The following is a 17772-nucleotide window of genomic DNA, read 5'->3' as shown; positions in this document are numbered from 1 at the left end:
GTGGCTGCTGGCCGGCGCGGACCAGGTCGGCGCGTCAAGGCATGAGCAATATCGAGAATATCGTCGCGCGGCGGCCCGCCGAATCGTCGCAGCAGAGTCTGCCGACCCTGCACGTCGAGGATCGCGACGGCGTTGTCCATGAACTCGAAGCCGTGGAAGGCTGGCGGCTGATGGAGATCTTGCGCGACCACGGCGTCGGCATGGACAACACCTGTGGCGGCGCTCTTGCATGTGCGGAGTGCCACGTCGTTCTCGACGCGGAGTCCGCCCGTCGCGTGCCGCCGCCGCGCGAAGAGGAAGTCGAAAAGCTTGATGAATTGCCGATGCTTTACGAAAATTCGCGTCTCTCCTGCCAGATCATCTGGTCCGACGAGATGAGCGGCCTTCGGCTGAAGCTGGCGCAGGAAACGTGATGCCCGTCTTCAAACATCCCCAGATCCTGATCGCCTCGAATTTGACGGACGGCGAAGTGGTGTTTCTCGGCCCCTCGGGCTGGGAGCGCGACCACCGCCGCGCGCGCGTCGCGCGGAAGGCCGACGAGGCGACCGCACTGGAAGACTTGGGCAAGCGCGACATTTCAGCCAATCGCGTGGTTGACGTCTATCTCGCCGATGTCGAGATCGGGAGCGACGGCGCGCCGACGCCGTTACATTATCGAGAGAAGATGCGCGTGAAGGGACCGAGCGTTCGCTTGGATCTTGGCAAGCAGGCGGGCGAGGGCGCGTTATGACAGCGGTCGATCTGCGTGTGGCGCAGCGGCCCAATGCGCCGATGACCACTTATCGCTATGATGAATATGACGCGGCCTTTGTCAGCGAACGCGTCGCGGAGTTTCGCGAGCAGGTCAATCGGCGGCTTTCCGGCGCGCTGACCGAAGAGGAGTTCCGCCCCTTCCGGCTGATGAACGGGCTCTATCTCCAGCTTCACGCCTATATGCTGCGCGTCGCCATTCCCTATGGCACGCTGACGGCGCGGCAGATGCGTCGGCTCGCCGATATCGCGGATAAGTGGGACAAAGGCTACGGCCATTTCACGACGCGCCAGAACCTCCAATATAATTGGCCCAAGCTCGTCGATACGCCGGACATTCTGGAATCGCTGGCGGAAGTCGAGATGCACGCCATCCAGACGTCGGGCAACTGCATTCGCAATGTGACGGCCGATCATTTCGCCGGCGTCGCGCCGGATGAGATCGAAGATCCGCGGCCGACGGCGGAGTTTCTCCGCCAATGGTCGAGCCTGCATTCGGAGTTCTCGTTCCTGCCGCGCAAGTTCAAGATTGCGGTGACCGGCGCCGCGCATGATCGCGCCGCGATTCTGGTGCATGACATCGGCCTGCGCATCGTGAAGAACGATACGGGCGAGATCGGCTATCAGGTCGTCGTCGGCGGCGGACTCGGCCGTTCGCCCTTTATCGGCAAGGTCGTCGGCGACTTCGTGCCGCGAAAGGATCTGCTCGCCTTTCTCGAAGCGATCCTGCGCGTCTACAACCGCTTTGGCAGGCGCGACAACAAATATAAGGCGCGAGTCAAAATTCTCGTCCACGAGAAGGGAATCGACGAAATCCGCGCCGCGGTCGAAGCCGAGTTCGCGGCGATGGACCGCTCGGCATTTGCCCACGATCCTGAAGAGTTCGAGCGCATCGCCGCCTTTTTCGCGCCGCCGCCTTACGAGTCGCTGCCGGCGACGTCCGTCTCGCTGCGCGCCGCGAAACTGGAGACGCCGGCATTCGCGAATTTCGTCGACGTCAACGTCGGCGCGCACAAGATCCCCGGCTACGCCATCGTCACTGTTTCATTGAAGCCCATCGGCGGCGTCCCCGGCGACGCCACGTCCGAACAGATGCGGGTGCTCGCCGACGCCAGCGAGCGCTTCGGCTTCGGCGAGTTGCGCGTCAGCCATGAGCAGAACATCATCCTGCCGCATGTGAAGCAGGACGATCTTTTCGCCTTGTGGAGCATGCTCGACGCCGCTGGTCTTGCGACGGCGAACGCCGGTCTCGTCTCCGACATCATCTCTTGCCCCGGCCTCGACTATTGCTCGCTCGCCACCGCGCGCTCGATTCCCATCGCGCAGGCGATCTCCAAGCGCTTCTCCGACATGTCCAGGCAGCGACGCATCGGCAAGCTCGGCGTCAAGATCTCAGGCTGCATCAACGCCTGCGGCCACCATCACGTCGGCGCGATCGGCATTCTCGGTCTGGAGAAGAAGGGCCAGGAATCCTATCAGATCACGCTTGGCGGCGATCCGACCTTCTCCGCGTCGATCGGCGAAATTCTGGGACCTGGCGTCACCGCCGAGCAGGTGCCCGACGTCGTCGAACATCTCGTCGACTACTATCTCGCCGAACGCGAGGAGGGCGAAGCTTTCATCGACACCTGGCGCCGCATCGGCCATGCGCGGTTCAAAGACGTTCTGCGTCGGGAGGGCGAAGATGGCGCTGATATCTGACGGCCGCTTTATCGAGGACGCATGGCGCCGACTTGCCGATGAGGAAGCGCTGCCAAAGACCGGCAAGTTCATCGTGTCATTGCCGCGACTCGAACATGCCGTGGAGGTCCTCGGGCCGACGGCCACGTTTGGCGTGATCGTTCCGAACACGACGGAACCTTCGGCGCTCATCGCCGCCTTGCCGCGGCTCGACCTCATCTCGATCGCTTTCCCGGCTTTCGCTGACGGCCGCGGCTTCTCTTTGGCGCGCCTGCTGCGGCGGGCGGAGTTTAAAGGCGAGTTGCGCGCCAGCGGGCGGCTTGTCGCCGACCAATATCCTCACGCGATCGGCTGCGGCTTTGATACGATCGAAATTCCTGACGATCTCGCCGAACGCCAGGACGAAGGACAGTGGCGCGCCGCGCTCAACGCCTATTCAATGAGCTATCAGCGCGGCTACGCCGGGCGCGGCTCGATCCTCGACGCGCGCCGAAAGGCGGTGCGTTCATGAAGCCTTCGATCCCCGAAACGCTGGCGCCGCGACTGGCGCCGCTCGATCTCGATCATCGTTTGCTGCTCGTGCGCGAATTCATTCCCGGCCGGATTGTCTTCACCACGAGTTTTGGCGTCGAGGATCAGTTCATCGCGCATTCGATCTTCACGCAGGGCCTCGATATCGACGTCGCGACGATCGACACGGGGCGGCTCTTTCCCGAAACCTACGAGCTGTGGGAGCGCACCGAAGCGCGCTATGCGCGGCGCATTCGCGCGGTTTACCCGCAGGCCGCGCCGCTCGAAGCGCTCATCGAGGAGCAGGGGATCAACGGCTTTTATAAGTCCGTGGACGCTCGCAAGGCCTGCTGTCATGTTCGCAAGGTTGAACCGCTGTCGCGATTGCTCGAGGGCGTTTCGGGCTGGGTGACGGGGCTTCGCGCGGACCAGTCGCAGGCGCGCGCCGAGGCGCCGCTCATCGCCTTCGATGAGACCCACAGGGTGCTCAAGCTCAATCCGCTGGCAGATTATACGCGCGACGCGGTCGTCGCCGCGGTCGAGGAGTTTTCAGTGCCGATCAACGATCTCCACGCCAAGGGGTTTCTATCGATCGGCTGCGCGCCGTGCACGCGCGCGGTGCAGCCCGGCGAGGACGAACGCGCCGGACGCTGGTGGTGGGAAGAAGACAACAAAAAGGAATGCGGCCTGCATGTCGGCGAAGACGGCGTGTTGCGACGCGGCGCGCCGCAAGAGGCGAGCCTATGACGGCGCTGGCGACACGTCCGCTCGGCCATCTCGACCGACTCGAGGCCGAGAGCATCCACATCATGCGCGAGACCGTCGCCGAGTGCGAACGGCCGGTGATGCTCTATTCGATCGGCAAGGATTCGGCGGCGATGCTGCACGTCGCCATGAAGGCCTTTTATCCCTCCAAGCCGCCGTTTCCGCTGCTCCATGTCAACACGACCTGGAAATTTCGCGAGATGATCGAGTTTCGCGACCGTCGCATGAAAGAGCTTGGCCTCGAACTCATCGAATATATCAATCCCAGAGGGATTGAGATGAACATCAGCCCGTTCGTTCATGGCTCGAAGCTTCACACCGAGATCATGAAGACCGAGGCGCTGAAGCAGGCGTTGGACAAGTATAAGTTCGACGCCGCTTTTGGCGGCGCGCGTCGCGACGAGGAAAAATCCCGCGCCAAGGAGCGCGTGCTGTCATTTCGCACGGCGCAGCACCGTTGGGACCCGAAGAATCAGCGCCCGGAATTCTGGCGTCTCTACAATACGCGAAAGGCCCCCGGCGAGAGCCTGCGCGTCTTTCCGATGTCGAATTGGACCGAGGCGGACATCTGGGATTACGTCGCGCGCGAGAACATCCCCGTCGTTCCGCTCTATTTCGCCAAGGAACGGCCGGTCGTGCGCCGCGGCGGCACGCTCATCATGGTCGATGACCCGCGCATGGAGCTCGCGCCCGGCGAATCCATCGAACATAAGATGGTGCGCTTTCGTACGCTCGGCTGCTATCCGTTGACCGGCGGCATCGAAAGCGATGCCGCCAGCCTCGAAGAGATCATTGCGGAGATGCGCGAAAGCCGCTCCTCGGAGCGCCAGGGGCGGCTGATCGACCACGACGGCTCCAGCTCGATGGAGCAAAAGAAGCAGGAAGGATATTTCTAACATGCACGGCGCCGTCGCTGCCGCATCGCCGTCGCGCGCGCCAGCGCGCCTGGTCGGCGAAAAGCCGCTCTTGCGATTCATCACCTGCGGCTCGGTCGACGACGGCAAATCGACGCTGATCGGTCGTCTGCTGTACGACGCCGATCTTGCGCCCGACGACATTATCGCAGCGCTGGAGAGCGATTCGAAAAAGCACGGCACTCAGGGCGAAGAGCTGGATTTCGCCTTGCTCGTCGATGGGCTCGCGGCCGAGCGCGAACAGGGCATCACCATCGACGTCGCCTATCGCTATTTCGCGACCGACAAGCGCAAGTTCATCGTCGCCGACACGCCTGGCCACGAGCAATACACCCGCAACATGGCCGTCGGCGCCTCAACCGCGGAACTCGCCATTCTGCTTGTCGACGCGCGCAAGGGAATTCTGCCGCAAACGCGGCGTCACAGCGTCATCACCTCGATGTTCGGCGTCCGCCATGTCGTCGTCGCGGTCAACAAGATGGATCTTGTCGGCTACAGCGAAGAGGTGTTCCGCAAGATCGAAGCGGATTTTCACGCCTTCGCCGACCATCTTCGCTTTGCATCCATTTACGTCGCGCCGCTTGTCGCCAAGGACGGCGATAATCTAGTCCACCACAGCGCCCATATGCCTTGGCACGATGGGCCGCCGCTGCTCTCCTATCTTGAGGGCGTCGCGGTGGAGGACGCCACGCGGATCGCGCCCTTCCGCATGCCCGTGCAATGGGTGAATCGGCCTAATCTCGACTTCCGCGGGTTCTCGGGCTTCATCAGCGGCGGCAATATTCAGCCGGGCGACATCGTGCGCGTTCTGCCCTCGGGGCGCGACACGCGCGTCGCCAGGATCGTGACCTTCGACGGCGATCTCGAAAGCGCCGTTTCCGGCCAATCGGCGACCCTCACGCTCACCGAGGAGATCGACATTTCGCGCGGCGATCTTTTGTGTTCGCCGGTCTCGCCGTCGAAGACCGGGGATCGTCTCGAAGCGAGGCTGTTGTGGCTGGTGCGTGAGCCTCTTGTCGTCGGCAAGAGCTATCTCTTGAAGCTCGGGACGAAGACGGCGCCGGCCGCCGTGACCGCGGTCGATGCGCGCATCGACATCGAAACCGGCCTGCCGCAGCCGCTCCCTGAAGGGTCGACGCTCGCCTTCAACGAGATCGGCGGCGCGCGCCTGTCGCTCGAGACCGTGATCGCCTGCGATCCCTATGGCGAGAACCGCGAGACCGGCGGATTCATTCTCATCGACCGCATCACCAATGAAACGGTCGCGGTCGGCATGGTCAAAGCCGTCGCCGCATCGAACGGCCGCGTCGCGCCGCCGCTGACGGACCTCAGCTACGCCTCCATGGAAGGACTGCCGCTGGCGCGGGAGTCGTTTCGACCGACCCCGACGCGCAGCCTGGTGAAGGCGCTGTCCTGGCTCCTGCCGGCAAGCATTTCGACATTTCTGATCGTCTACGCTTTCGTTCAGAGCGCCGCACTCGCCGCCGAAATCACCGGCGTTGAGATGATCGCGATCTTTGCGCTCTATTATCTTCACGAGCGGTTCTGGTTGCGATTAAGCTTCGGGCTGGGGACCGAAGACGCCCCTGACCGAGATGACCCCAGCCTGTAATAAGACATCCGTTCGAACTGCTCGGGTGTCATTCCCGACGCGCGCAACGCGCGCGATCGGGAATCCAGAGCGAGACCCATTACCCTTGTTGTGGCTCTAGATGCCCGGTCAGGCCTTCGGCCTGCCGGGAATGACACGGCCCGAGCGAACGGATCAGCCGGACGCGCCGTCAGTGCGCTTCGTCCCAATTGGCGGCGGCGCGGGCATCGACTTTCAGCGGCACGGCAAGATGGACGGCGGGCGCGGGCGCCTGCTCCATGACGCGGCGCGCGAGTTCGATCGTCGCCTCCGCTTCTTCGTTCGGCGCTTCGAACACAAGCTCGTCATGAACTTGCAGAAGCATCTGCGCCGCGAGACCGGCGCGAATGAGCGCGTCATCCATCCGGATCATGGCGCGTCTGATGATGTCCGCGGCCGCTCCCTGGATCGGCGCGTTGATCGCCGCGCGCTCATAGAAGGCGCGGTCTGACGCATTGGCCGATGAGATGCCGGGGAAGTGATAGACTCGGCCGAAAATCGTTGAGACTTCGCCTTTCTCGCGCACCGTCTTGCGCGTTGAATCCATATAGTCGCGAATGCCGGGAAAGCGTTCGAAATAGCGTTTGATGTAGGCGCTCGCCTCTTCGCGCGGAATGCTCAGCTGATTGGCGAGGCCGAAGGCGGAAATGCCGTAGATGATGCCGAAGTTGATCGCCTTGGCGCGGCGGCGCGTTTCGGGCGGCATGTCCTTGATGGGCACATTGAACATCTCGCTCGCCGTCATCGCGTGAATGTCGAGATTTTCGGCGAAGGCGCGTCTGAGCTGAGGAATGTCGGCGATATGAGCGAGCAGCCGCAACTCGATCTGCGAATAATCCGCAGAGATCAGCACATGGCCGGGCGCCGAGACAAAGGCCTTGCGGATTTTGCGTCCAGCCTCATTGCGCACGGGAATGTTCTGCAGATTGGGCTCGGATGAAGAGAGCCGTCCCGTCGTCGTGGCGGCGAGCGCATAGCTCGTGTGCACGCGACCGGTCTCGGCGTTGATATAGCCGGGCAGGGCGTCGGCATAGGTGCTCTTGAGCTTTGAGAGCTGTCGCCAATCGAGAATGCGGCGCGAAAAATCATTGCCGGCGACGGCGAGGTCTTCGAGAACGCTTGCGGAAGTCGACCAGGCGCCGGTCGCCGTTTTCTTCGCGCCGGGCAACCCCATCTTGCCGAAAAGGATGTCGCCCAACTGCTTGGGCGAGCCAAGGTTGAAACTCTCGCCGGCAAGTTCGAAGATCTCGGCCTCGAGACGCGCCATGTCCTGCGCAAATTCGCCGGAGAGCCGCGACAAGGTCGCGCGCTCGACCATGACGCCCCTTCGCTCCATGCGCGCGAGCGTCGCGACCATGGGGCGCTCTAAGGTCTCGTAGACGGTGCTCATGCGTTCCGCCAAAAGCCGCGGCTTCAACACGCGCCAAAGGCGCAGGGAAATGTCCGCCTGTTCCGCGGCGTATTCCGTCGCCGCCGTGAGCGCAGCGCGGGCAAAGCCGAGAAAATTGCGGCCCGCGCCGGCGACGGAGGCGAAGGTCAGAGCGTCATGGCCGCAATAGTTGCGGGCCAGCTCTTCGAGACGATGATCGCCACGCCCCGAGTCCAGCGCGTAGGACATGAGCATGGCGTCGTCGATCGGCGCGACGTCGATTCCGTAGCGCGAAAGAACCAGCAGATCATGCTTCATATTATGTGCGATTTTGAGGATCGAGGCGTCCTCAAACAGCGGCTTGAGTCGCGCGAGAGCCGCGTCGAGCGGGATCTGTCCCTCGACCAAATCGGCGCCGGAAAATAGGTCAGCCGCGTCGCCGGAGCGATGCTGTAGCGGGATATAGCAGGCGCGCCCCGGCGCGGTCGCCAGCGAGACGCCGATGAGTTCGCAGCGCATCGGGTCCGGCAAGGTCGTCTCGACATTGATTGCGACCAGTCCTGCGCCAGCGGCTTCCGTGATCCAATCGTCCAGACGCTCGGCCGAGATGACTGTTTCATAGGTGGAGCGGTCGATCTTGACCGCCTTCGCTTCGATGAGACGCACGGCGACGAGGTTCGCGGGCGTGAGCGCGTCGCTCGCCGGCTTCTCTGCGCGGTTCGGCGCTTCGGCAGCGGGCGCTGCGATCTCGGACAATTCGCCGTTGCGCCCGCGCCAGCCGGCGGCGCCGACAAAACCGGGATCCGGCTCGATATCCTGCGCCTGGACCCCATACAACTCGGCGACGCGGCGGGTGATCGTCGTGAACTCCATCGCCTGCAGAAAAGCGATGAGCTTCGCCGCGTCAGGTTGATGAAGACCAAGGTCTTCGAGCGGTGTTTGGAGCGGCGCGTCGCGCACGAGTTCGCAGAGTTTCTTTGAAAGAAGGATGCGCGCGACCGCATCCGGCTCGGTCAGCGCCTCGCGGCGCTTCGGCTGCTTGATGCCCGACGCTTGGGCGAGCAGCGTTTCAAGATCGCCGTATTCGTTGATGAGCTGAGCGGCGGTCTTGACGCCGATGCCTTTTGCGCCCGGCACATTGTCGGTGGAATCGCCCGCGAGCGCCTGCACGTCGACGACCTTGTCCGGCGTAACGCCGAAATAGTCGACGACCTCGGTTTCGCCGATGAGGCGTTCTTCGCGCGCGCCTTTCGTTCCAGCCGTCCCCGAGGCGGGGTCGTACATTCTGACGCCGGGACCGACGAGCTGCATCAGATCCTTGTCGGCCGAGACGATCAGCACGTCCGCGCCCTTGGCCTGCGCCTGCGTCGCATAGGTGGCGATGAGATCGTCGGCCTCGTAGACGTCCTGTTCGATGGGGGTGAGGCCGAAAGCGCGCACGACGGCGCGCATCAGCGGGAATTGCGGAATGAGATCGTCCGGCGGCTCGGTGCGGTGCGCCTTGTAGTCGGGATAAAGGTCTTTTCGGAAGGAGTGCTCGCTCTTGTCGAAGATGATGGCGAGATGCGTGGGCTTCACGCCGGCAGCGCCTTCGCGCACGAACTGCAACAGCTTCGTGCAGAACAGCCGCACGGCGCCGGTCGGCAGCCGGTCGGAGCGATAGTTATATTTCGCATCCTGTCGGATCGATTGGAAATAGGCGCGAAAGACGAAGGAGGAGCCGTCAACGAGGAAGATGTGGCTCCCGGGGCCGACGGGCTTATGTGTGAGGGTCATGCCCTATCTTAGCGGCGCGCGCGCGCCGCGTCATGACGCCCGCGCCTGAAACCGCCGTTTGACCCTCGCCGGCGCCAAGCCTAGAAGATCGCATGTCCCACAACAGTTTCGGCCATCTTTTCCGCGTCACCACCTTCGGCGAGAGCCACGGGCCGGCGCTCGGCGCGATCGTTGACGGCTGTCCGCCGAACATCCCGCTCGAAGCGCAGGAGATCCAGGGCTTTCTGGACAAGCGCAAGCCCGGACAGTCGCGCTTCACCACGCAGCGGCGGGAGGCCGATGAGGTAGAGATTCTTTCGGGCGTTTTTGCCGACCGCGACGGCCGACAGGTGACAACCGGCGCGCCGGTCGCGCTCGTGATCGAAAATACCGACCAGCGCTCGAAGGACTATGGAGAGATCGCCGACAAATATCGGCCCGGCCACGCCGATTACGTCTACGACGCGAAATATGGCGTTCGGGATTATCGCGGCGGCGGGCGCTCCTCCGCGCGGGAAACCGCGGCGCGAGTCGCCGCCGGGGCTGTCGCGCGCAAGGTCATCGCCGGCGTGACGATTCGCGGCGCGCTGGTGCAGATTGGCCCGCATAAAATCGATCGCGCGAATTTCGATTGGGCGGAGGTCGAGCGCAATCCGCTGTTTTGTCCCGACGCGCGCGCGGCGGAACTATGGGCGAACTATCTCGACGACGTGCGCAAGGACGGCTCCTCCATCGGCGCGGTGATCGAGGTCGTCGCCGAGGGCGTTCCGGTCGGTTGGGGCGCGCCGGTTTACGGCAAGCTCGACGCCGACCTCGCTGCGGCGATGATGTCGATAAATGCGGTGAAGGGCGTCGAGATCGGCGCCGGATTCGCCGCGGCCGAACTCACCGGCGAAGACAACGCCGACGAGATGCGCGCCGGACAAAACGGACCGGAGTTTTTGTCGAACAACGCCGGCGGCGTGCTCGGCGGCATTTCGACAGGCCAGCCCATCGTCGTGCGCTTCGCAGTGAAGCCGACGTCGTCGATCCTGACGCCCCGCCGCACGATCGATCGCTTCGGCAAGGAGACAGACATCGTCACCAAGGGCCGTCACGATCCCTGCGTCGGCATTCGCGCGGTTCCTGTCGGTGAAGCGATGATGGCGTGCGTGCTCGCCGATCATTTCCTGCGCCATCGCGGGCAGGTGGGGTGACGCGTGTTCGCGAGTCGACTCGGCGAGTCGGCTTGGCGGAACATCTTAATCGCACCCTGCGCCTCAGACGTAGCCGCTCACGCACAGTTACGGCAAAGCTGGAAGTTGGAGACGGCCGCGCATGTGTTTGTCCGGCTTCAAGAATAGACGCGTCGCTTCGTCGCACAGCGGTTTTTCGTCACTTCGCTTGACCATGTCCAGGATTAAAACCTAAGTTCGATGCTTGGAACCCGAGAGGCCACGGTGGATCCAATTTTCCTGCGGACAAATCAGCGCGCGCGCATTTTTGCGGCGCTCGTCGCCTTGCTTATGCTCGTGCAGACCACGAGCGCGGGCGCAGGCGCCGTTGCGCTGGGAGAAGGCGTCGCTTTCGGTACGGTCTGCGCGCCGCAGGATGTGGTGAACGGCGAACCGCCGCCTTTCCCGAATGAACGCCACCGCCATGGACTCTGTTGCGTTTTTCACAAGGGCGCGTTGGACGTTCCTCCTTCCAAGCCAGTTGTTTCGATCGCTCTGATTTTTCCCACCGAGGCTCATTCGCCTCGGCCGGACACTTCCAGTCAAGCGCCGCGCATCGAGCCACGGCGCGCGCCACAATCGCCACGAGCTCCTCCCCGACAGGTCTGAAGGTTTTCTCGCGCTGAAATTCAACGCAGCCGCCATCCTTGCGATGGCGATGCAAGCGAGCGCGTTCGCGACGAATCTTTCAACGGATCCTGCCGCCACGGCTGCGAGAGCAGACGCGGCGACTGCCGAGCGCGCGCGCATCAAAACTATTCGAAGGGGCTTTCATGCCCCGCATAACCAGAATTTTGGAGATGACTAATGAGCATGACAAAAGCAGAGGCCCGTTCGGCCGCCCGAAGCGCTGAACGAATTATCGACACCAGGCCCGTTCTTATCGGCGTTCCGGTCTTAATGCTGTTCGTGGCTATCCTGCGCCTCTACGAACAACTTTTCGCCTGGAGATTTGGTCTCGATTCCTTCTCCCCCGAGTTTCAGCTCTATTGGATGGGCCTGTTGCAGTTTGCGATTATGGCTTCGAGCTTTGCCGCGATCGGCCTCGTCGGCTTTCTGTGGCGCACGCGCGATCGCGATCTGGCGAAGTTGGGAGCCGCAGCTGAAATGCGACGGCTCGTTTATCTCGTCCAGTGGCTGCTCGTTTTCTCGCTCGCCCTGTTTTGGGGCTTAAGCTTCTTTTCGGAGCAGACGGCTGTCTGGCACATGACCGCCGTACGCGACACGGATTTCACGCCGAGCAATATCATCACCTTCTATATTGCATATCCGCTCTTTGCGATCATCGGCCTCGGCGCGTTCTTCTATGCGAAAACGCGTCTGCCGACTTTCGCGAAGGGATATTCTCTCGCCTTCGTGGTTCTTGTCGTCGGCGTCTTCATGACGATCCCGAATGTGGGATTCAATGAATGGGGTCACACGTTCTGGGCGATGGACGAAGGCTTTGCAGGTCCGCTGCACTGGGGCTTCGTCTTTTTCGGCTGGATGTCGCTGGCGACTTTCGGCGTCGTGCTGCTGATCCTTGGCCGTCTTCGCGAACTCCTCGGCGCGGATGCGCTTGAGCAGCTCTATCGACGTTAAGTTCGCCTGCAGTATGTTGCGAAGCCGGCGCCGCTCGTTGGAGCGGCGCCGGTTGCATTCCCAGGTTCGTCGTGTGCGGAGGCCGGCGCACCCATGCGGCGGACATCTTGCTCACGGCAATGCGTGCTGCATCAGAACGGCCGGGAATGAGACCTGCGAGTCGAGAGGGATATCTGCCCCCGCTACGGTTTTGAAGCCTAACGCCTTGTAAAAATTTTCGGCGGCGAATGTTGAGCAACAATGAAGTTCGCTTACGTCTCGCGCCTTGGCGTCCATGCAGCACTGATTCATAATCGAACGCCCGACGCCCAAGCGAGTCCAGCCGGGATGGGTGGCGAAATGGCGGATATGCGCTTCCCCTCGGACGATCTTTGCAGTTCCTGGACGCTCAAGCGACCAGCCGCCACACCCGATGAGTTCGCCGTGGCTGCTCTGCGCGACGTAAAAGGCGCCAGAGGCGAGGAGTGTCGGATTGGCCTTTGTCATGAAAGGCAAGGCTCGCTCGAGCAGCCCCTTTTCGTAATGCGACGCCAACAGAGTTGAGTAGCTCGCCGCCAGAAGGGCGCTCACCGTGTCGGCGTCAGAAAGAGCTGAGAGCCTTACGATGTAGGTCACTGTTGCGGCCATTGCGCCACGAGCGGCGGCGCGCCGCTACGCCGCGAGATCGGCGACGACAGCATCGAGCACCGGGAAGCCTTCCGAGCTGACGCGCAGCCTGTTGTCGCGGGTGAATTCGACCAGCCCGTCGCCGATAAGTTCGCTGATGCGCGATTGCGACAGGCGTTTGCCGGTCAGCAGGAAATAGCGCTGCGGATCGACGCCTTCGCGCAGCCGCAGCCCCATCAGCAGGAATTCATCGCCTTCCTGCTCGGACGAGAGCAATTCGTCCTCGATGATGCCGTGGCCTTCGGTCTCGACGCAGGTCAGCCACATCTCGGGATGCCGCTCGGTGGACTGGGCGCGCCGCCCGCGCGGCGTGACCACCCGCCCATGCGCGCCGGGGCCGACGCCGACATATTCGCCGTAGCGCCAATACACCAGATTGTGCCGGCACTCGGCGCCGGGCCGCGCATGATTGGAGACTTCGTAAGCCGGCAGGCCGGCGCGTGCGGTGACTTCCTGCGTGACGTCCCAGAGCGCGCGCTGCGTTTCGACGTCGGGCAACGCCATCTTGCCGGTGTTGACCATGCGCTCGAACATCGTGTCCGGCTCGATCGTCAGCTGATAGAGCGAGACATGCTCTGGCGAACGGGTGAGCGCCAGCTCCAGCTCTTTTCGCCAGGCGGCGGGCGTCTGGCCCGTGCGGCCGTAGATCAGATCGAAGGACGTGCGCTCAAAGACCGAATTGGCGACGTCGAGCGCCATCAGGGCTTCCGCGACGGAATGCTGCCGGCCGAGTGCGCGCAGGTCAATGTCGTTCAGGGCCTGCACGCCGAGCGAGACGCGGTTGACGCCTGCGGCTTTGAAGCCCTTGAAACGCGAGGCCTCGACGCTTGTCGGATTGGCTTCGAGCGTGATTTCGCAGTCCTTGGCGAGGGGCCAGTGGCTCGAAATCTGGGAGAGAATGGCTTGAGCGGTCGAAGGCGCCATCAACGACGGCGTGCCGCCGCCAAAGAAGATCGAGCGGACTTCCCGCCCTGGCGTCAGGGCGGCGCGATGCGCAAGCTCCGCGCTGAAGGCCTCGACGAAACGGTCCTCGTCAACGTCGCCGCGCCTCACGTGGCTATTGAAGTCGCAATAGGGGCATTTCGACAGGCAAAACGGCCAGTGGACATAGACGCCAAAGCCGGGGTCGAAAGCGTTGCGAATCGGTGTCGCCATGGTCCTTTATCGCACGGAACAGCGGGAAGGGCACGGCGATGGTCGCTGGCATTGGAAAAGGCTGGGCGTTTGCATATCCCTCCCCTTGACGGGAAGGGTGGCCCCGCGAAGCGGGGACGGGTGGGGTAAAATTTTGCTCGAGGACGTGAGGTCCCCCACCCGGCGATCCCGCAGCCAAGTTTACGCAGGCTGCGTAAACTTGCCTGCGATCGCCGACCTCCCCGCAAGGGGGAGGTATGTCGCGCCAAACATTGGGATCGTGGGAGATCGTATGATGGCGTTTTGGGAGGTCTTGGGGTTCTGGCGGAGGAAGCCGGCGACTCTGCCGGACCCAGCGATGCGGGCGATCGCCGAGGCCATCTCCGATAATCTTTCGGCGCTCGGCCTGTTCGTCGATTCGCGGCCATACGGGCGCGGGTTCTTTGAAATCAGAGCCTCGACCTCTCCAAAGCTCATCACCACGCCCGACGGGAGGGAGGCGTCCGGGATCGCGCTTCTGCTCGCCGGCGCATATGAGCCGCCGTCGCTGGTTTTCGAGCAGATCAACTCTTTGCAGCGCGGCTTGGGGCGGGCGATGGTTGAGGCCGTCATCGCCGGGGTAAAGGAGCAACCCGGCGCGTTCCGGCTGCTGCGAGTCAATGACCTTTCGCCGCGCTTGCCGGACGGCAGGCGATGGTGGGAGCATGTCGCCGCGGCGCATCCGGAGTTCGATTGGGTGATCACGCATGAGGAGCCGTTCGGAAGTGCGCCTAGAACGTGAGCGGCGGGGATTCGACGCGCTGTCCTTTCTCCGCTCAAGGCTTGCCGCACGGCGCAAGAGGGGCGCCGAACCGGCGCCCGCGCAGATGGTGAGCGAGATCGAAAACGCGCCCGATTTCTCAAGGAAGCGGCAAAGGCTCGCGGCGCTCGTGGCGGAGTTCGGCTACGACGTCAGCAAAGTGATCCTCAGCCTACAGAAAAAGACGTTCAACTATCTCGGCCAAAGCTTCACTTCGGAGGGACAGTCCTTTCCCGACGGCCGCATTGAAATCTATTACGACCCGCAGATGAGCGACGCGCGCCTTGGCTGCTGCCTTGCGCATGAACTGCAGCATGTGCGCTATTTCGTTGTGCGCGACGCCTATCGCGCAGAACCGAGCGACGGACCTTTGCATCGGCGCTTTGCCAAATATGTGCCGGAACTGCTCGCCGCGCAGCGTGGCGTCTCGATCTATTCGAATGAACATTGGGACGCCTGGAAAAGCGATGCGCCGCCGAGGCTTTTCTCTCTCGAGTTGGAGGAGGGAGAGAGCGAGCCCATCAATGAGACGATCGCGGAGGTCGCCAAGGCGCTCTACAATTGGGGGCCGGACGTGCGCATCAATGCTCTGTGGAAAGAGATGCACGACGCGATCAATGAAGAACATGCGGCGCTTCGAAGCGCATAGAGCGCTCGTTCACGGCTTGCGTTCACGTTCGAGCAGCTCGCGTTTGCGCTCCACTCCCCAATAATAGCCGGAAAGCGCGCCGTCGCTGCGCACGACGCGATGGCAGGGAACCGCGAGCGACACCGGATTGGCCGCGCAGGCGCCCGCGACCGCGCGCGTCGCCGTCGGCGCGCCGATGCGTTTCGCGATCTCCGCGTAGCTAGCCGTCTCTCCCGCCGGAATGTCGCGCAGCGCAGCCCAGACGCGCTGCTGAAAGGCCGTGCCGCGCATATCGAGCGGCAGATCGAAAGATGATTGCGGCCGCTCCACCATGCCCACCGCCGCGGCGACATAGCGTTCGAACGACTCATCGCCGCCGATGAGGCTCGCGCGCGGAAATCGATGTTGCAGATCGCGCAGCAGATCTTCGGGGTCGTCGCCAAGCGAAATGGCGCAAACGCCCTTCGTGCTGGCCGCGACGAGCACCGCGCCCAGAGACGACTGGCCGATGGCGAAGCGGATCGTTTCGCGCGGCGCCCCCGCGCGATAGGCGCCTGCCGTCATGCCCAACGTTTCCTGCGCCTTCGCGTAGAACCGCGCGCTCGAATTATAGCCTGCGCCATAGATTGCATCGGTCACTGTCTGGCTTTCCTTCAGTGCTTCTTGTAGGCGCGCGCGCCGATGCGCCTGCGCATAGGCTTTGGGCGTGACGCCGGAAATGCGCGAAAAAAGTCGGTGGAAGTGATAGGGGCTAAGCCCGGCGGCGCGGGCCAGCTGCGCAAGCGTCGGCGGCGCTTCCGCCGCTTCGATCATTCTGCAGGCGCGGGCGATCTTCTCCGCGTCCCGCTCTTGCTGAGATGGCGCCTCCGGCCGGCAGCGGCGGCAGGGACGAAAACCTGCCCGCTCCGCTTCGGCGGCCGTGGCGCAAAAGCGCACATTGGCGCGCTTCGCCGGGCGAGAGGGGCAGGAAGGGCGGCAATAGACGCCGGTCGTTTCGACGCAATAGTAAAAGTCGCCGTCGCGGCGCGGATCGCGCGCGACAACCGCAGCCCAGCGCGTCTCGTCGAGGTCGAGTGCATTTGCCTGGGTCATGTCGTTCGTCTGCATGTCGCGCATCATCCATCTTTTACGACGATCGCTGCAATGCGTTTCTTGCTGTCAAATCCAAATCCGGCTGACACGTCCGTTAGGCGATCCTATGGTGTGTGTTTGAAGCCACGGACCGGGGAAATGGCCGGAGAACGTCACGCCGCCAATCTTACGCGCCGAGCGGCGATCGCCGGCGCTGGCGCATGCCTCGCCTTCGGCGCGCGAGCCGCGACGGCCTCGACCCTGCTCGTCACGCACCCTGCGGGGTTGGCGCATGACATGGGGCCGGCGCATGTTGAGCGGCCGGAACGCCTTCGCGCCATTCTCCACGCGCTTGACGACGCGCGCTTCGCGGGCCTCATGCGCGCCGAAGCGCCTTTAGCGGCGCAGGAAGCTTTGTTGCGCGCGCATAGTTTTGAACACCTCGCGCGTCTCGCGAAATCGGCTCCCGCAGACGGCTATGCGCGCATCGGTCCCGACGTCGCCATGAACGGCGCCACGCATGAAGCGGCGTTGCGCGCCGCGGGCGGCGCTCTCTCGGCCGTCGATGCGGTGATGCGCGGCGACGCCAAGAACGCTTTCGTCGCCATGCGGCCGCCGGGCCATCATGCGACTCGCGATGCGCCGATGGGCTTTTGCTTTTTCAACAACGCCGCCGTGGCGGCCTTGCATGCGCGAACGGCCCATGGCGCCTCGCGCGTCGCCATCGTCGATTTTGACGTGCATCACGGCAATGGCGTCCAGGAGATTTTCTGGAGCGATCGAAACATGCTTTACGCTTCGACGCATCAGATGCCGCTCTATCCCGGGACTGGGGCGGTGAGCGAGACCGGCGCGCATGACACGATCGTCAACGCGCCGCTCGCAAAGGGCGACGGCGGCGCGCAATTTCGCGAGGCGCTCAATTCGCGCATTCTGCCGCGGCTCGATGCTTTCTCGCCCGATCTCATCATTCTTTGCGCCGGCTTCGATGCGCATCTCCACGATCCGCTCGGCGGATTAAGATTCGTCGCCGAAGATTTCAGGGACGTCACGCTGCGCGTGATGGAGATCGCCGCGCGCCGCTGCAAGGGACGCATCGTCTCACTGCTCGAGGGCGGCTATCGACCTGAAGATCTCGCGCACAGCGCTGCGGCGCATGTAGGCGCCTTGATGGAAGCGTGAATCGGTTTGCGGTTTGTCATTCCCGACACGCGCCATGCGCGTGATCGGGAATTCAGAAAAATCTTGGATTCGGTTTAGCGGCTCTGGATTCCCGGTCAGGTCTTCGACCTGCCGGGAATGACAT

General features: G+C 63.2%; 16 protein-coding genes. 12 read left to right on the top strand and 4 right to left on the bottom strand.

From position 1 onward, the window contains the following. Positions 1-41: 41 nt before the first annotated feature. From EHO51_RS09710 to cysN, 7 genes are read left to right on the top strand one after another with little or no spacing between them, the layout of a single operon-like run. Positions 42-413 (top strand): 2Fe-2S iron-sulfur cluster-binding protein, encoded by a 372-nt coding sequence (locus EHO51_RS09710; protein WP_124738714.1) that lies wholly within the window; start codon positions 42-44, stop codon positions 411-413. After that, positions 413-730, top strand: a complete 318-nt coding sequence (locus tag EHO51_RS09705; protein ID WP_124738713.1) for a DUF2849 domain-containing protein — start codon at positions 413-415, stop codon at positions 728-730. Before EHO51_RS09710 ends, EHO51_RS09705 begins: the two co-directional genes overlap by 1 nt. Further along, the gene (locus EHO51_RS09700; protein WP_124738712.1) at positions 727-2451 is read left to right on the top strand and encodes a nitrite/sulfite reductase; all 1725 of its coding nucleotides are present in this window, start codon (positions 727-729) and stop codon (positions 2449-2451) included. Before EHO51_RS09705 ends, EHO51_RS09700 begins: the two co-directional genes overlap by 4 nt. After that, positions 2435-2941 carry a DUF934 domain-containing protein gene (locus tag EHO51_RS09695; protein WP_124738711.1) on the top strand — a complete coding sequence of 169 codons (507 nt, stop codon included), beginning with the start codon at positions 2435-2437 and terminating at the stop codon, positions 2939-2941. The genes EHO51_RS09700 and EHO51_RS09695 overlap by 17 nt, the downstream gene beginning before the upstream one ends. Then, positions 2938-3687, top strand: coding sequence for a phosphoadenylyl-sulfate reductase (locus EHO51_RS09690; RefSeq protein ID WP_124738710.1), 750 nt, complete (start codon positions 2938-2940; stop codon positions 3685-3687). The genes EHO51_RS09695 and EHO51_RS09690 overlap by 4 nt, the downstream gene beginning before the upstream one ends. Continuing rightward, positions 3684-4601 carry a sulfate adenylyltransferase subunit CysD gene (gene cysD, locus EHO51_RS09685; protein WP_124738709.1) on the top strand — a complete coding sequence of 306 codons (918 nt, stop codon included), beginning with the start codon at positions 3684-3686 and terminating at the stop codon, positions 4599-4601. Before EHO51_RS09690 ends, cysD begins: the two co-directional genes overlap by 4 nt. A 1-nt stretch (position 4602) precedes the next feature. After that, complete coding sequence (gene cysN / locus EHO51_RS09680) at positions 4603-6231, top strand: sulfate adenylyltransferase subunit CysN (protein ID WP_124738708.1); 1629 nt, start codon at positions 4603-4605, stop codon at positions 6229-6231. Positions 6232-6400: 169 nt separating this feature from the next. Here the strand turns inward: cysN and polA are convergent, their stop codons facing one another. After that, positions 6401-9394: a DNA polymerase I gene (gene polA / locus EHO51_RS09675; RefSeq protein WP_124738707.1), complete on the bottom strand. Its 2994-nt coding sequence runs from the start codon at positions 9392-9394 to the stop codon at positions 6401-6403. Positions 9395-9486: 92 nt separating this feature from the next. Here polA and aroC point away from each other — a divergent pair, with 92 nt between their 5' ends. Further along, positions 9487-10569, top strand: a complete 1083-nt coding sequence (aroC, locus tag EHO51_RS09670) for a chorismate synthase (protein ID WP_124738706.1) — start codon at positions 9487-9489, stop codon at positions 10567-10569. An 825-nt stretch (positions 10570-11394) separates the two neighbouring features. After that, positions 11395-12168: a methane monooxygenase/ammonia monooxygenase subunit C gene (locus EHO51_RS09665; protein WP_124738705.1), complete on the top strand. Its 774-nt coding sequence runs from the start codon at positions 11395-11397 to the stop codon at positions 12166-12168. A gap of 111 nt (positions 12169-12279) precedes the next feature. Here EHO51_RS09665 and EHO51_RS09660 read toward each other — a convergent pair whose 3' ends face one another. Both EHO51_RS09660 and hemW read right to left on the bottom strand, forming a co-directional pair. Continuing rightward, entirely contained in the window at positions 12280-12783 is a 504-nt protein-coding gene (locus EHO51_RS09660) for a GNAT family N-acetyltransferase (protein WP_245434540.1), read from the bottom strand. A gap of 36 nt (positions 12784-12819) precedes the next feature. Next, complete coding sequence (gene hemW, locus EHO51_RS09655) at positions 12820-13989, bottom strand: radical SAM family heme chaperone HemW (RefSeq protein WP_029648233.1); 1170 nt, start codon at positions 13987-13989, stop codon at positions 12820-12822. 271 nt (positions 13990-14260) lie between these two features. On the opposite strand from hemW, the gene EHO51_RS09650 reads away from it, so the two are divergent. Together EHO51_RS09650 and EHO51_RS09645 are read left to right on the top strand one after the other, a co-directional pair. Further along, a complete protein-coding gene (locus EHO51_RS09650) occupies positions 14261-14749 on the top strand; it encodes a hypothetical protein (RefSeq protein ID WP_245434539.1) in 489 nt (162 codons plus the stop codon). Then, positions 14733-15416: a hypothetical protein gene (locus EHO51_RS09645; RefSeq protein WP_245434538.1), complete on the top strand. Its 684-nt coding sequence runs from the start codon at positions 14733-14735 to the stop codon at positions 15414-15416. Before EHO51_RS09650 ends, EHO51_RS09645 begins: the two co-directional genes overlap by 17 nt. Before the next feature lie 9 nt (positions 15417-15425). Here the strand turns inward: EHO51_RS09645 and ada are convergent, their stop codons facing one another. Further along, positions 15426-16502 (bottom strand): bifunctional DNA-binding transcriptional regulator/O6-methylguanine-DNA methyltransferase Ada, encoded by a 1077-nt coding sequence (gene ada, locus EHO51_RS09640; protein ID WP_124738703.1) that lies wholly within the window; start codon positions 16500-16502, stop codon positions 15426-15428. A gap of 123 nt (positions 16503-16625) precedes the next feature. Here ada and EHO51_RS09635 point away from each other — a divergent pair, with 123 nt between their 5' ends. Beyond that, positions 16626-17648, top strand: a complete 1023-nt coding sequence (locus tag EHO51_RS09635; protein ID WP_124738702.1) for a histone deacetylase family protein — start codon at positions 16626-16628, stop codon at positions 17646-17648. Positions 17649-17772 lie beyond the last annotated feature (124 nt).

Source organism: Methylocystis rosea, assembly GCF_003855495.1.
GTDB lineage: Bacteria > Pseudomonadota > Alphaproteobacteria > Rhizobiales > Beijerinckiaceae > Methylocystis > Methylocystis rosea_A.
The sequence above is the reverse complement of the archived record's forward strand: the minus strand, read 5'-3'. Positions and strand labels throughout refer to the sequence as shown.

Excerpts from the sequence above, each read along its gene's own strand:
- EHO51_RS09710 (WP_124738714.1), top strand. The coding sequence starts at position 42 with ATGAGCAATATCGAGAATATCGTCGCGCGGCGGCCCGCCGAATCGTCG.
- EHO51_RS09705 (WP_124738713.1), top strand. The coding sequence starts at position 413 with ATGCCCGTCTTCAAACATCCCCAGATCCTGATCGCCTCGAATTTGACG.
- EHO51_RS09700 (WP_124738712.1), top strand. The coding sequence starts at position 727 with ATGACAGCGGTCGATCTGCGTGTGGCGCAGCGGCCCAATGCGCCGATG.
- EHO51_RS09695 (WP_124738711.1), top strand. The coding sequence starts at position 2,435 with ATGGCGCTGATATCTGACGGCCGCTTTATCGAGGACGCATGGCGCCGA.
- EHO51_RS09690 (WP_124738710.1), top strand. The coding sequence starts at position 2,938 with ATGAAGCCTTCGATCCCCGAAACGCTGGCGCCGCGACTGGCGCCGCTC.
- cysD (WP_124738709.1), top strand. The coding sequence starts at position 3,684 with ATGACGGCGCTGGCGACACGTCCGCTCGGCCATCTCGACCGACTCGAG.
- cysN (WP_124738708.1), top strand. The coding sequence starts at position 4,603 with ATGCACGGCGCCGTCGCTGCCGCATCGCCGTCGCGCGCGCCAGCGCGC.
- polA (WP_124738707.1), bottom strand. The coding sequence starts at position 9,394 with ATGACCCTCACACATAAGCCCGTCGGCCCCGGGAGCCACATCTTCCTC.
- aroC (WP_124738706.1), top strand. The coding sequence starts at position 9,487 with ATGTCCCACAACAGTTTCGGCCATCTTTTCCGCGTCACCACCTTCGGC.
- EHO51_RS09665 (WP_124738705.1), top strand. The coding sequence starts at position 11,395 with ATGAGCATGACAAAAGCAGAGGCCCGTTCGGCCGCCCGAAGCGCTGAA.
- hemW (WP_029648233.1), bottom strand. The coding sequence starts at position 13,989 with ATGGCGACACCGATTCGCAACGCTTTCGACCCCGGCTTTGGCGTCTAT.
- EHO51_RS09650 (WP_245434539.1), top strand. The coding sequence starts at position 14,261 with ATGATGGCGTTTTGGGAGGTCTTGGGGTTCTGGCGGAGGAAGCCGGCG.
- ada (WP_124738703.1), bottom strand. The coding sequence starts at position 16,502 with ATGCAGACGAACGACATGACCCAGGCAAATGCACTCGACCTCGACGAG.
- EHO51_RS09635 (WP_124738702.1), top strand. The coding sequence starts at position 16,626 with ATGGCCGGAGAACGTCACGCCGCCAATCTTACGCGCCGAGCGGCGATC.